This window comes from Amycolatopsis sp. NPDC058340, assembly GCF_042723975.1.
Classification (GTDB): Bacteria; Actinomycetota; Actinomycetes; order Mycobacteriales; family Pseudonocardiaceae; genus Amycolatopsis.
Window position 1 is genome coordinate 204,808 of sequence record NZ_JBHXIB010000004.1, and the last position, 13,701, is coordinate 218,508.

The following is a 13,701-nucleotide window of genomic DNA, read 5'->3' on the forward strand; positions in this document are numbered from 1 at the left end:
GCGACAATCCTTTCCCCGCACGACGGCCGAGTCACCGTCGTGCCGTACCAGATTCGCCCGCGCGATTCGTCGCACCGGACGGATCCCGTTTCGCGAGCACGTTCTCCACGAGCGCGGCCAGCAAAGCGGTGCGGCGCGGCAATTCCGCGACGACGACGTGTTCGTGATCCGCGTGCGCCCCGCCCCCGACGGCGCCCAGACCGTCCAGGGTGGGAACCCCGAGGCCCGCGGTGTAATTGCCGTCCGAGGCGCCACCGACCGACGCGGAGGTCAGCTCCCCGAGGCCGAGGTCGCCCGCCAGGTCCTGGGCCAGCGCGAACAATCCCGCCGACGAGCCCGCTTCGAGCGGCGGCCGGTTGATCCCGCCGGTCACCCGGACCTCGGCTCCGTCCAGGACCGGAGGGAGCTCGCGCATGGCCCGGTCGACGCGGAGTTGCTCGGCCTCGTCCCACACGCGGACGTCGACGGCCACCCTCGCGGCGGCGGGCACGGTGTTGACCGTCGTTCCCGCCGAGACGACGGTCGGTGTCACGCTAGTCCCGGCCACGGGGTCGGCGAGCGCGGCCACGGCGAGGATCTGGTGGGAGATCTCGATTCCCGCGTTGACCCCCTTCTCCGGTTCGAGACCCGCGTGCGCGGCACGCCCGACGACCTCGACCCGGTAGTGGGAAACGCCTTTGCGGCGGCATTTCAGCGCACCGCCGTCGGCCGAAGCCTCCAGCACGAACGCCGCGTCACAGCCCGCCGCGGTCTCCTCGATCAGCGCGCGGGACGAGGGCGAGCCGATCTCCTCGTCGCCGGTGACCAAAATGGACAGTCCGTCGCGGTCGGGTACGGCCGCCGCGGCGTGCAGCGCCATCACGACGCCCGCCTTCATGTCGAAGCAGCCGGGCCCGCGCAACACCCCGTCCCGCACCGAAAACGGATGCGTCTCCAGCGAACCGTGGGGCCACACCGTGTCGTGGTGACCGAGCAGCAGCACCCGGGGCGGACCGTCGCCGAATCGCCAGCGGAGATGGGTGACGCCGTCCACGACGATCCGCTCGGGCTCCACGCCGAGCAGCCTCAGACCGACTTCGGCCACCACTTCGGCGCTGCGGGCCACCGCGTCGTGATCCGACGACGGCGACTCGCAGCGCACGAGCGTCTCGATGTCGGCGAGCAGGTCGCTCATCGCGGCTCACCCCGCAGCGGCTTGCCGGGGAACGCGTCCGTGCGCAGATTCCCGTCCGTGACGACCGGAACCCCCGAAACGAACAGGTGCCGGACGCCGACGGAGGGCCTGGTCGAGTCGAAGTAGGTCGCCGCGTCGGTGATGGTTTCCGGGTCGAGGACGACGATGTCGGCGTCGGCTCCGACGTTCAGCCGTCCCTTGGCCACCGCACCGGGCGCGACCTCGTCGAGCACCCGCGCCGGCAGGTAGGAGCAGCGCCGGAACGCCTCCAGCCACGTCCAGGCCTTGCTCTCCCGCACCATGAGCCGCAACGTCTTGCTGTACGTCCCCGACGTGCGCGGATGCGTCGCCCCGCCGGGCGGCAACGGCCATTGGGTGCTTTCGCTGGTGCCGTTCTTCCAGTACACGGGCAGCGCGTCGCTGGCGACGATGGCGTCCGGGAACGCGAGCGCCTGGTGCAGCAGGCCGAGGTCGTGCGGGCTGCTTTCGTCGAGGAATTCCAGGATGCACGGCGCGCCGGGATCCTCGGCACGCACCTGGAGCAGGCGGCCTTCGTCGGCGATCCGCTCCCCCGACTCCAGCATGATCACGCTGGACGGGGACAGGCCCTTCATCTTCAGGCGTTCGGGCGACAGGAACGCCGCGCCGATCCCCGTGCTGCCCGCCCCGTACGGATAGGCCTCGACCGTCACCCGCGAACCGGCCGCGCGGCCCGCTTCGAGTGCCGCGAGCACTCGCTCGATCTGGTGGCCGGAGGTGCTGTTCACGTGGCAGTGGTGCATCGCGGCGCCGGTCTCGGCCGCGACGATCGCGATCTCCGCCGAGCCGTCGATGGGCGTCTCCGGATTGACCTCGACCAGTTCACGGACGTGGGTGTAGGTCGGTGCCCCGGCCTCCTTCGCCAGCCTGGCCAACGCGAGGAATTCACCTGGATCGGTGTCGGGCGCGTAGCCCAGGAGCACACCGACACCGAGCGCCCCGGCGGCGAGCTCACCGTCCACAAGGGACAGCCAGGCCGCGAGCTCCTTCGCCGACGAAGTCCTTTGCCAGGCGGGGTTTCCGAGTACCGCCAGCCCGCTGTCGATATTCGCGTCCGGCTCGATCCCGGCGAGCACCTGCGCCCGCGCGGCACCCCAGGACGCGGAGAAGCCGTAGTGCAGCGGCCGTCCCGCCGCGGCGGCCTCGGCGTAGGCCCGCTCGATCGGCATCAACCCGGCTTCGAGGTCGAGCGCGGTCGTCACCCCGTCCATCGCCTGCAGCCGCTGGCCCGCGATGGTGTGCACGTGGCTGTGCAGGTCGATGAAGCCCGGTCCGACGACGAGCCCGCGGACGTCGATCTCCACGTCGCCCGGCTCGGCGGTCAAACCCTCCCCGACGGCGGTGACCACGCCATCGGTCACCAGCACGTCGGCCGTACCGTCGAACCCCGTCGCCGGATCGACGACACGACCGCCGCGCAAGAGTGTCCGCATACTTCGCCTCCTAGGATCGCCTCGTTCATGGCGACCCTAGGAGGTTTCGGCGGCCGTCCGTTCGTACCGCGCGACGAATCCGGGCCCCTCGGTCCATCCGCCCGCACGAAAACCCTCGTGAGTGGCAAGGACGGTTCTAACCGTCCTTGCCACTCACGAGGCCGTCAGCGTTTCCGGTGTTCCGCGATGATCTCCGCGTACCGGTGCCCGCTCGCCTTGACCGTGCGGACCTGCGTGTCGTAATCGACCCGCACGAGCCCGAACCGTTTGCTCAGCCCGCTGTCCCATTCGAAATTGTCGAGCAGCGACCACGCGAAGTAGCCCTTCACCGGCGCCCCCGCTTCAGCGGCTCCCGCCACCGCGCCCAGATGTTCCTCCAGGTAGGCGATGCGGTCGGCGTCGTGGATCGAACCGTCCTCGCCGACCTTGTCGTCGAAGGCCGCCCCGCTCTCGGTGACGTAGATGGCGCGGGCGCCGTACTCGTTGGCGAGCCGGTGGATGAGGTCCGCGAGCCCCTGCCCGTGGATCTCCCAGCCCATCGCCGTGGTCGCCGCGCCCTCCACCGGCACCTGCCGGGCACGGGGCGCGGGACCGGCCGGGTCGTCCTCGACGATCTGCCGGAAGTAGTAGTTCAGCCCATGGAAGCCGACCGGGCTCGAGATCACCTCGAGATCGTCCCCGACCACGGGCGGTTCGACACCGTAGACCTCGATCATGTCCGCCGGGTAGCCGCGTCCGTTCGACGGGTCGAGCCACCAGCGGTTGACGTGTCCGTCCATCCGCTTCGCCGCCTCGACGTCCGCGGCGGAGTCCGACGCGGGCTCGATCCCGCTGAGGTTGACCACCAGGCCGACGTTCGCGGGCAGCGCGGCGTTCGCGGTGATCGCCTGCACGCCGAGGCCGTGCGCCAACAGCAGATGGTGCGACGCGTCGATGGCCTGCTTGAGGTCTTTGACGCCAGGCGCGAACCGGCCTTCGAGGTAGCCGAGCCAGGCCGAGCACAGCGGTTCGTTCACCGTGTTCCAGTCCGTCACCCGGTCGCCCAGCCGTGCCGCCACGACGGCGGCGTAGTCGGCGTAGGCGTACGCCGTGTCTCGCTCGGGCCAGCCGCCCTCCAACGCCGAAGGCAGGTCCCAGTGGAACAACGTGGCGAACGGCCGGATCCCGGCTTCGAGCAACGCGTCGACCAGCCGGTCGTAGAAGTCGAGGCCCGCCGCATTGACCGTGCCTCGGCCGGTCGGGATCACCCGCGGCCAAGCGACGGAGAAGCGGTAAGCGTCCAGGCCGAGTTGCTTCATGATGGCGAGATCCTCCGGCCAGCGCCGGTAGTGGTCGCACGCGACGTCGGCGGTGTCACCGTTCAGGACGGCACCCGGGACCCGGACGAAGTCGTCCCAGATGGACGGCAGGCGGCCGTCGGCGTCGACGGCGCCTTCCACCTGGTACGCGGCGGTGGCCGCACCCCACAGGAAATCGGCGGGCAGGTGCAGATTCAAGGCGGACCTCTCTGTACGGAGCGACGGGCTGGTCATTTCACGGCACCGGCGGTGAGCCCGGCGACGAGATAACGCTGGAGCAACAGGAATCCGGCGACGACCGGCACCGAGACGATCAGGGACGCGGCCATGACCTGGTTCCAGTACACCTGGACCTGGGTGGAGTACTCCTGGAGACCGACGGCGAGGGTCCGCGTGCCCGAGTCGGTCATCACCGACGCGAACAGGACCTCGCCCCAGGCGGTCATGAACGAGTAGATCCCCACCGCGACGATGCCCGGCATGGCCGCCGGGACCACCACGCGGATCAGCGCGCCGAACGGCCCGGTGCCGTCGACCATCGCGGCCTCGTCGAGTTCCTTGGGGATCGAGTCGATGTAGCCGGCGAGCATCCAGATGGCGAACGGCAGCGAGAAGGTCAGGTAGGTGATGATCAGCCCGAGCCGCGAGCCGTACAGGACGATGCCGGTGGCGTTGCCGATGTTGACGAAGATGAGGAACAGCGGCAGCAGGAACAGGATGCCGGGGAACATCTGCGTGGACAGCACGGTCATCTTGAAGAAGTTCTTGCCACGGAAGCGGAACCGGCTCAGCGCGTACGCCGCGAAGATCGCGATCACCACCGAGAGGATCGCCGCCGATCCGGAGATGACCAGGCTGTTCACGAAGTACTCGGCGAGCGGGATGGTCTCCCAGATGTCGAAGAACGGCTGGATGGTCAGCGTCGTCGGGACCCATTCCCAGGTGCCCTGCACGTCCCCGAGCGGCTTCAGCGACGACGAAACCATCACGTACAGCGGAATCAGGGTGAACAGGGCGAGGAAGCCGAGGACGAATCGGCGGGCCCACGGGACCCAGCGAGGCTCAGACAACGGCGTTCCTCCTCCGCGCGGTCAGTCCCAAGTAGACGGTGCTGACGATCAGCAGGAACAGCAGCAACAGCACCGACATCGCCGAGCCGAGGCCGAAGTTCCAGGTGACGAAGGAGCTTTGGTAGATGTGGATCGAGATCAGCGACGCCTCCTTCGGCGCGGACGCTCCGAAAAGGACATACGGCGTGTTGAAGTCGTTGAACGTCCACAGGAACAGCACCAGCAGCAGGACCTGGTTGACCGGGCGCAGCATCGGCTGGGTGATCGCCTGGAACTGACGCCACCAGCCCGCGCCGTCGATGGCGGCCGCTTCGTACAGTTCGCCGGGGATGTTCTGCAGCCCGGCCATCACGATCAGGAACGCGAACGGCCAGTTGCGCCACACCGAGACGACCACCAGCGACCAGAAGCTGTTGTCCCCGATGAGCCAGAAGGAATCGGTGCCCAGCAGGTCGTTCACCAGGCCGGTGTCCTTCTGGAACATGAACGACCAGGTGATCACCGCGGCGTACATCGGCAGCGCGTACGGCACCAGGAACAGCGTCCGGAGCAGGCCGCGTCCCCGGAAGTTCTTCTGCATCAGGACGGCGGCCGAAGTCCCGAAGAGCCAGCAGAACCCGACCGAAAGGACGGTGTACAGGACGGTGATCCAGAACGAGCCGAGCAGCGACTTCCCCGCCGCGGCGTCGAAATCCAGGACGAACTTGTAGTTGTCCAGCCCGGCCGCCGGGGCGGACGAGAAGTCGCGGATGTAGAACTGCGTCAGCTTGAAGAAGCTCATCACGAGCCCGGCGATCATCGGGATCAGGTGGACGAGCAGTTCGAGCAGGATCGCGGGCAGCAGGAGAAGGTACGGCAGCGCGACCCGGCGCCGGTTATGCCGGGCACGCTGCGGCTTGGGCGCCCCGGCCGCCTGCACGACCGGGGCGTCGTCGAGCGCGGTCGGCATCAACCACCGGCCGCGATCTGCTGGTCCGCCTGCGTCAGCTGGTCACGGATCTTGGCCCCGTCGACCGGTTTGCCCGCCGCGACGTCGGCGAACATCCCCTTCATCGCGGTGCCGATCAGGGTCTCGAACTGCGATTCCTGAGGCACCTGTGGCATCGGCTCGGCCGAATTGGCGAGCACGCTCTGGAACACCTTGACGTCTTCGGTCTGGAAAGCCGCGTCGCTGTAGGCGTCCTGGACGGTCGGCAGCGAACCGTAGGTCTTGTTGAGCAGCGCCTGTTCCGGCGCCGAGACCATGAACTTGACGAAATCCAGTGCGGCGTCGGGGTTCTTGGTGTTCTTGAAGACCGACATGTTGATACCCGCGACGAAACTGGTCACCTTCCGGCCGTTCGGCGGCGCGGTGGCGGGCAGCGGGATCGGCGCGACACCGAGGTTCGCCAAGTCCATCCCGATGTTCTTGAACGACCCCGCCGAGGCCTGGTTCATGAACATCGCGGCCTTGCCGTCGGACAGGTCCTTGAGGGATTTGGCGGTGTCGGCGTATTCGGCGTTGGCCGGGTTGACGATCTTGTCCTTCTGCATCAGGTCGACGAACTGCTGCACGGCCGCGACCGACGGATCCGACGCGAGCTGCGGTTTCCCCTCGGCGGTGAAGAACTGCGCACCGTGCTGGGCACCGAGGATCGCCGCGTGGTGGCTGTTCTCCGTGACCTGGCCCGCTTGGAGCGAGAGCCCCCACTGGCCCTTGTCGGGTTTGGTGAGCTTCTTGCCGTCCTCGACGAGCTCCTCCCAGGTGGCGGGCGGCTTCGTGATGCCGGCCTCGGCGAAGAGTTTCTTGTTGTAGTACAGGCCGTACGCCTGACCGTAGAGCGGTACGCCGACCGGCGGCTGCCCGCTCGCCCCGGTGGCCGCCAGCGACGGGCCGAGGAACCGAGATTTCCCGCCGACCTTCTCCAGCGCGGCGTCGTCGAACGGCAGGAACGCCCCGGTCGCCTGCAACGAGGCCGACCAGGTGTTGCCGATGTTGAGCACGTCCGGGCCCTTGCCGGAGGTGGTGGCCGCGAGGATCCGGTTGAGCAGATCCGTCCACGGGACGACTTCGAGCTTGACCTTGATCCCGGAGGCCTTCTCGAACTTGTCCAGTTCGGGCTGCAGGACGGCCTTGTCGTTGTCGAGACTGGTGCCCTGGTTGGACGCCCAGTACACGAGCTCCTTGGGAGCACTGGACGACGTGTCGCCGCCGCCGCACGCCGTCGTGGCGGCGGCCGCCAGCGCCAGGACGAGCGCGGGAGCGATCTTTCCGATTCGCATCGATGGTCCTCGGGGTGAGTGGCCAAGCCGCGTCCGGAGCCTGTGACCCGGGACACGCCTTATTTCAGGGCTTGAGTTAAGCCGTGGCCCACCTTGCCGTCAAGACCCGCGCGCTATTTCGTCCACCTCGGCACCATATCGATCACCAGGGGGTTCCGCCCAGGGTCGCGGGGCCGCGATCGACGACGATCATCTTCTCCGGACGATAGCCGTCGAGATCGGCGTGGAGCCAGGTCTCTCCCGGCCGGGCACGGTGGAACCGGAACGTCCCGTTCGTGCTGTTGGCACCGACGACGCACCGAACGGGGACCGGCGCCGCCTTGGCGATCTCGACCGCGAACCCGAGGCCATGCCGCAGCATCAGGATCTGATCCGCTTCGGAGATCACCGGTTCGCCGTCAGGCAGCGTCCCCACCTTGATCGGCAGATGGTCTTCGAGATGGAAGCTGCTGACGTAGCACTCCCAGCCGGTCAGGTCGGCCTGCCTTCCGGGCGGCCGTCCCGCCCAGGCGGGAATGCCTCCGAGCGTGACCACTTCACCGGCAAGCTCGACACCGTCCGCGATCATCTCCCGCAGCCCCGGCGCCAACCGGTCGAGCGGTATCACTTCCGACAAGGCGCCGAGCGCGGCGGCGGCAAGGTCGTTGAACCGGATGTTGAGCACGGTCACTTCCCGGTCAGGACGTCGAAGGCCTCGCCGCGGTGGACGGCGAACAGTTCGAGCGCCTTCTCACCGTCACGAGCACGAAGCGCGGACGCCAGCCGTCGATGCTCGGCCGGGATGCTCGCGAGGTAGCCGTCGGAGCTCACGCCGATCCGGGTCAGCAGGAACAGGTACACCTGGGACCGGATCGCCTGCCACGCCTCGACGAGCCGCCGATGCCCGGACGCGGCGTAGACCGCGTCGTGGAAGTCGATGTCGCAGCGGACCATCTCGTGCTCGTCGCGCGCGCGGTCCATCCGGTCGACGATCTCGTCGATCGCAGCCAGGTCCGCGTCGGACGCGTTCGCGACCACCAGCCGGACGGCCAGCTGTTCCAGTGCCGAGCGGAGGCTGTCGAGTTCCGCGACGTCCACATCGGACAGTGTCGTGACGATCGCGCCGCGATGCCATTCGCTGCGGACCAGGCCTTCGCGCTCCAGCTTCAGCAGTGCTTCGCGCACCGGGCCGCGGCTGACGCCGAGCGCCGCCGAAAGCTCGACCTCGCGCAGCTGCGCGCCGGGCGGATAGGCGCCGCCGAAGATGGCGTCCCTGACCCTGTCGGCGACCTCGTCCGCCAGCCCGCGACGACGCGCCGGCACCACCCTGCCGGGTTCGCTCATCCTCATCCTTCCGCCGGAACGCCCGATCGTAGCGACCCTTCACTTTGTCCTAATGTTAACATTGCGACAAGTGCTCGTCCCGCCGGAAAGGAACCCCTGGCATGACCGTCCTCGACTCCCCGATCCCGCGCTTCCACCTCGCCATGCCCGTCGACGACCTCGCCGCCGCGCGCACCTTCTACGGTGAAGTCCTCGGCCTCGAACAGGGCCGCAGCTCCGACACGTGGATCGACTGGAACCTCCACGGCCACCAGTTCGTCACGCACCTCGCACCGGAGCGGCCGCGGCGGATCCACAACCCCGTCGACGGTCACGACGTGCCCGTCCCCCACTTCGGGCTGATCCTCACCGTGCCCGAGTTCCAGAAGCTCGCGGACCGGCTGCGTGCCGCGGACACCTCCTTCGTCATCGAGCCCTACGTCCGTTTCGAAGGGCAGACCGGTGAGCAGTGGACGATGTTCCTGCTGGACCCGGCGGGCAACGCGCTGGAGTTCAAGGCTTTCGCCGACGACTCGCAGGTCTTCGCCGCCTGAGGTCGGCCCCGTAGTCCCAGCAGTCACAGCGGCTGCGCGTGAAGGCCCCCTTCCCTCGGCTCAGCCGAGGGAAGGGGGCCTTCACGGACTTCGGCAAGAGCCAGGAGGGCGCCAACAGCGGCACGGATCGATAACCCCCACATTATCGATCTGTGCGGTTTTCCGCATTGATCAACATCCGGTCCCGGGAGAACCTGGTCCTGTCAGCGAGCCCGCTGACAGGAAGAACCAAGGAGAAGCCACCATGTTCGACCCCATCCTCCTCCGGTCCGCCGACGCCGAGATCGTCAGCGACGCGCCGGGCAGCGAAATCACGCTGCTGGCCGACTCGGACACCACAGACGGGGGCTTCACCGCGAACCGCGCGACCCTGAAGGACGGCGTCTTCGGCACCCCGGCCCATTTCCACACCCGCGCGACCGAGTTCTTCTTCGTACTCGAAGGAAAACTCCAGGTCCTCGTCGAGGAAACCCTGCACACCCTGGAGAAGGGCGATTTCCTCGCCGTTCCGCCCAAGGTGCCGCACGCGTTCGGGCCCGCCGCCGGCTCGGACGCGGACGTCCTGGTCACCTTCACGCCGGGCATGGCACGCTTCGACTACTACCGGCTCCTCGACCGCGTCGCCCGCGGCGAAGCGGACCCCTCGGAGATCGCAGCGTCCTCGAAGCAGTACGACAACCACTACGTCGACAGCCCGGTCTGGCGTGCCGCTCGCGGTCAGTGAGCGTCAGTCGATGACCGCGGTCGCCTCGACCTCGACGAGATGCTCGGGCACGTCGAGTGCCGCGACGCCGATCAGTGTTCCCGGCGGGACAGGCGTGCCGCCCAGCTTCGCGGCGGCCCGGTCCACGCCTTCGAGGAACAGCGCGAGTTTGCCCGGCGTCCAGTCGACGACGTAGACGGTCATCTTCGCGACGTCGTCGAAGGTGGCGCCGGCCGCCGCGAGCGCGGTGCCGACGTTCAGGTAGCACTGCTCGACCTGGGCGGCGAGGTCACCTTCACCGACAACGGCACCGTCCGCGTCCCACGAGACCTGCCCCGCGATGAAGACCAGCTTCGACCCGGTCGCGATCGACACCTGCCGATAGGCGGGGATCTCCGGCAGTCCCGCGGGATTCACCAGGGTGATGCTCATCCGAACTCCTCGTCATGGTCACTTGTGGTTACCCAGGAACTGTAGGAGAGTGAGCGACGACCTGGAAGAACGCACTTTTTCGTGACTGGGGAACCTGATGGTGACCAAGCAGCTCAACGGTTCGGACGACGCCGATCTCCTGCGGGCGGACTCGCTGGCGCGGGAGATCTTCTCCGACGTCGCCAACAAGTGGGCGCTCCTGATCATCGAGACGGTCGGCGACGACACCCGGAGGTTCACCGAGCTGCGGAACGACATCGAAGGCATCAGCCACAAGATGCTCACCCAGAACCTGCGCATGCTGGAGCGCAACGGCCTGATCGAGCGGACGGTGCATCCGACGGTGCCGCCGCGGGTCGACTACACCCTCACCGAGGCAGGCCGTGGCCTGCGCGCGACGGTCGACGGGATGTGCGCTTGGACCCACCGGTTCCTCCGCCACATCGAAGACTCGCGCCGCCGGTTCGACGTGCCTGTTAACGGTTAACGGCCTGGCCGGCGTCCCGCGCGGTTCAGCTTCCGAGGATCCGCGTTCTATGCTCGCCTGGTGATCTCCGGCGGAGCGAAACCCCGGCCCGAGTTCGAGCGCCTGCTCCGCGATGGGCCCTTCGCGGACGCGCTGCGCGAGGCGATCCGGGTGCGCGGCCTCAGCCTGGAACGCCTTCGCGATCATCTGCGCGCTCGCGGCGTCTCGATCACCGCGGCGACGCTCAGCTATTGGCAGTCGGGGCGCAGCCGCCCGGAGCGCCGGGATTCGGTGCTCGGCCTCCGCCACCTCGAACAGGTGCTGGAAATACCGCCCGGCAGCCTGACCGCGTTGCTCGGCCCGCCGCGCGCCCGAGGCCGGTGGCCCGCCCGCGCCGACGGCCTGCCGGAGATCGGCCGATACTGGCCGGATCGGACGCGGATCGACTCGGCCGTCAGCGAAGTCGACACCCGCTGGGACGAACGGCTGACGAGGATCAGCCAGCACGATGTCGTCTTCGTCGGGCCCGGTCAGGAGGAACTCTCGTTCCAGTCCCGGCAGGTGCTGCGCGCCGAGGCCGACGGCCCGGACCGGTGGGTGGTGATCGTCCACATCGACGAACACGATCACCCCTTGCCGGAAGTGACCGCACTGCGAGGCTGCCGCCCCGGCCGCAGCGTGCTTCACCCCGAAGACGGCCTTCTCGTGACGGAACTGCTGTTCGAGCGGCCGCTCGCGAAAGGCGAAACGGTCATCACCGAACACACTCTGGTGAACAGCGCCCCGTTCCCGCACGCGACGAACTACGAACGCAAATTCCGGCTGCCCACCCGGGAATACGTGCTCGAGATCCGATTCTCCCCCGGTGTGCTCCCGGTGCGATGCCGCCGCCGTTCCGCACAGGACGGACAGCCCGCGGACTCGTCGGAGGTCCTGCCGGTAGGTGATTCCGTACATGGCGTCGCCCTGAATTTCGGCCCCGGCCGATTCGGGTTCGAATGGGACTGGGACTCTTAATTGTTAACGACTCGCGGGCCTACGATTCCGTGAGACGAACGATTTACCGTCTGCGCATCGCCTTTGGAATCGAGGAGTGCGTATGCGACGGCACAACGGAGTGCTCTCCTGTTTGAGTGTCATGGCCCTGGCCGCGTTGGGGTTGAGCCCGGTGGCTCAGGCGGCTTCCCCGCCTGTTCCGGCCCACCCCGACGCCGAGGTGAACGGCGTCGCCGCCGCGTTCGGCCTGAGCAGGTCCGAAGCGGAATCCCAGCTGGCCGCACAGGACGTGGCCCACCGGCTGGCCGCGTCGCTCCCGGACGGGCTGCGCGCCCGCTCCGCCGGGCAGTGGTTCGACGCGGCGACAGGCAGGCTGGTCTTGGCCGTCACGAGTGCGGCCGACGCCGAGGCCGCCCGGTCCGCGGGGGCCGAACCCCGGCTGGTGTCGCGGACCAAGACCGACCTGGACCGGACCGACGCGGCGGTCCGCGCGCTCGTCGGCGACGGCGTACCGGGGGTGTTCGGCTGGGGTGTCGATGTCCGGAACAACGAGGTCGGGGTTTCGGTCGACCGCACGCGCAAAACCGCCGAGACCGAGAGCTTCCTTTCCCGGGCAAGGGATCTCGGTGTGCGGATCACCGAAACCGGCTCGTCGCCGCGGCAGCAGGACGGCACGATCCACACCGGCGACCCGTGGTGGCCGGGCAGTGAGACCTACTGTTCGGTCGGCTTCGCCGCGACCGATTCGGCGGGGGCCAAGCATTTCCTCACCGCCGGGCATTGCACCAACGACCGCGACCAGGCCGCTTATGGTGCCTCCGGCCGGCAGAACCGGATCGGCACTTCGAACGTCGGCGGGACACGCAGCGTCAACGCCCGCGAAGGCGACATGGGCGTGGTCGCGGTGACGCAGCCCGGCTGGGAGCTCTCGGCGGCGGTCAACACCTGGGGCGAGCCCGCCGTCACCGTCACCGGCTCGGCCGAGGCGATGGTCGGCGACCGGGTCTGCCATTCCGGCAACACTTCGAAATGGAAGTGCGGCGAAGTGAAGTACACGCACAAGGCCGTCGATTACGGCGGCGGGCTGATCATCGAAGACCTGACCTGGACGACGGCCTGTTCGCTCGGCGGCGACTCGGGCGGCGGCTGGCTCCTCGGCAGCAAGGCGGTCGGCCTGCACGACGGCGGACCGTCGCAATGCGTTCCGAATCCCGGCGACGGGGACATGTCCATCTTCCAGCCCGTGATCGAGGCACTGAACAAATGGAACCTCACCCTGGTGACCGGCGGCGGCAGCGGCGACACGACGGCGCCAAGCGCGCCGGGTGACGCGCGGCCCACCGGTACGACGTCCAACAGCGTCTCGCTGACCTGGGACGCGGCCACGGACAACGTCGGTGTCGCCGGTTACGACGTCTACAACGGCTCGGTGCTCGCGACGTCCGTGTCGGGAACCAGCGCGACCGTGACCGGTCTCAGCCCCGACACCTCGTACGCCTTCACGGTGAAAGCTCGTGACGCGGCGGGGAACGTGTCGCCCGCCAGCGGTGTCGTGTCGGTCAAGACCCAGCCTGGCGACGGGGGCGGCCGGACGCTGAGCAACGGCACCGACTTCGCGATCCGCGACTACCAGCAGGTGTTCAGCCCGGTGACCTCGACACTCACCGGACAGGCCGCCACGTCGCTCGGGATCTCGGTGACCGTCCGGCACACTTGCGCCGAGGATCTCGGCGTGACGCTTCTGGATCCCCAGGGCAAGGCCTACCCGCTCAAGTACAGCGGTGGTTCGACCTGTACGGCCTGGAACGGCGTGCGGACCTTCACGGCGCCCGGCTCGTCGTCACCGGCAGGCGGCACGTGGCGACTACGGGTCACCGACTACGGGCCCGGCGACACCGGCGTACTCGACACCTGGTCGCTGACGCTCTAGGGCCTCGTGAGTGGTAAGGACGGTTCTAACCGTCCTTACCAC

The 13,701-nt window shown here is 68.4% G+C and carries 14 protein-coding genes; 5 read left to right on the plus strand and 9 right to left on the minus strand.

Features of this window, described 5'->3' with window-relative positions:
- Positions 1-31: 31 nt before the first annotated feature.
- From ACFWIW_RS07630 to ACFWIW_RS07665, 8 genes are all read right to left on the minus strand, one after another.
- Positions 32-1,174, minus strand: a complete 1,143-nt coding sequence (locus ACFWIW_RS07630) for a M20 family metallopeptidase (RefSeq protein ID WP_378367673.1) — start codon at positions 1,172-1,174, stop codon at positions 32-34.
- A complete protein-coding gene (locus tag ACFWIW_RS07635) occupies positions 1,171-2,646 on the minus strand; it encodes an amidohydrolase family protein (protein WP_378367674.1) in 1,476 nt (491 codons plus the stop codon). Before ACFWIW_RS07635 ends, ACFWIW_RS07630 begins: the two co-directional genes overlap by 4 nt.
- A gap of 164 nt (positions 2,647-2,810) precedes the next feature.
- Positions 2,811-4,142: a GH1 family beta-glucosidase gene (locus tag ACFWIW_RS07640; RefSeq protein ID WP_378367675.1), complete on the minus strand. Its 1,332-nt coding sequence runs from the start codon at positions 4,140-4,142 to the stop codon at positions 2,811-2,813.
- Positions 4,143-4,174: 32 nt separating this feature from the next.
- Positions 4,175-5,014: a carbohydrate ABC transporter permease gene (locus ACFWIW_RS07645; RefSeq protein ID WP_378367676.1), complete on the minus strand. Its 840-nt coding sequence runs from the start codon at positions 5,012-5,014 to the stop codon at positions 4,175-4,177.
- Positions 5,007-5,963 (minus strand): carbohydrate ABC transporter permease, encoded by a 957-nt coding sequence (locus tag ACFWIW_RS07650; protein WP_378367677.1) that lies wholly within the window; start codon positions 5,961-5,963, stop codon positions 5,007-5,009. Before ACFWIW_RS07650 ends, ACFWIW_RS07645 begins: the two co-directional genes overlap by 8 nt.
- A complete protein-coding gene (locus tag ACFWIW_RS07655; RefSeq protein WP_378367678.1) occupies positions 5,963-7,276 on the minus strand; it encodes an ABC transporter substrate-binding protein in 1,314 nt (437 codons plus the stop codon). Before ACFWIW_RS07655 ends, ACFWIW_RS07650 begins: the two co-directional genes overlap by 1 nt.
- A 142-nt stretch (positions 7,277-7,418) precedes the next feature.
- Positions 7,419-7,940, minus strand: a complete 522-nt coding sequence (locus tag ACFWIW_RS07660; RefSeq protein ID WP_378367679.1) for a hypothetical protein — start codon at positions 7,938-7,940, stop codon at positions 7,419-7,421.
- Between the two features lie 2 nt (positions 7,941-7,942).
- Positions 7,943-8,599, minus strand: a complete 657-nt coding sequence (locus ACFWIW_RS07665) for a GntR family transcriptional regulator (RefSeq protein WP_378367680.1) — start codon at positions 8,597-8,599, stop codon at positions 7,943-7,945.
- Between the two features lie 101 nt (positions 8,600-8,700).
- Here ACFWIW_RS07665 and ACFWIW_RS07670 point away from each other — a divergent pair, with 101 nt between their 5' ends.
- Both ACFWIW_RS07670 and ACFWIW_RS07675 read left to right on the plus strand, forming a co-directional pair.
- Positions 8,701-9,132, plus strand: coding sequence for a VOC family protein (locus ACFWIW_RS07670; RefSeq protein ID WP_378367681.1), 432 nt, complete (start codon positions 8,701-8,703; stop codon positions 9,130-9,132).
- 244 nt (positions 9,133-9,376) lie between these two features.
- Entirely contained in the window at positions 9,377-9,856 is a 480-nt protein-coding gene (locus tag ACFWIW_RS07675; RefSeq protein ID WP_378367682.1) for a cupin domain-containing protein, read from the plus strand.
- Between the two features lie 3 nt (positions 9,857-9,859).
- Here ACFWIW_RS07675 and ACFWIW_RS07680 read toward each other — a convergent pair whose 3' ends face one another.
- Positions 9,860-10,267 (minus strand): RidA family protein, encoded by a 408-nt coding sequence (locus tag ACFWIW_RS07680; protein WP_378367683.1) that lies wholly within the window; start codon positions 10,265-10,267, stop codon positions 9,860-9,862.
- A gap of 97 nt (positions 10,268-10,364) precedes the next feature.
- Here ACFWIW_RS07680 and ACFWIW_RS07685 point away from each other — a divergent pair, with 97 nt between their 5' ends.
- From ACFWIW_RS07685 to ACFWIW_RS07695, 3 genes are all read left to right on the plus strand, one after another.
- A complete protein-coding gene (locus ACFWIW_RS07685; protein ID WP_378367684.1) occupies positions 10,365-10,754 on the plus strand; it encodes a winged helix-turn-helix transcriptional regulator in 390 nt (129 codons plus the stop codon).
- Positions 10,755-10,814: 60 nt separating this feature from the next.
- On the plus strand, positions 10,815-11,750 hold the full coding sequence (locus ACFWIW_RS07690; RefSeq protein WP_378367685.1) for a multiprotein-bridging factor 1 family protein: 936 nt from the start codon (positions 10,815-10,817) through the stop codon (positions 11,748-11,750).
- A gap of 82 nt (positions 11,751-11,832) precedes the next feature.
- Positions 11,833-13,659, plus strand: coding sequence for a proprotein convertase P-domain-containing protein (locus tag ACFWIW_RS07695; RefSeq protein WP_378367686.1), 1,827 nt, complete (start codon positions 11,833-11,835; stop codon positions 13,657-13,659).
- The last annotated feature ends 42 nt before the right edge of the window (positions 13,660-13,701 follow it).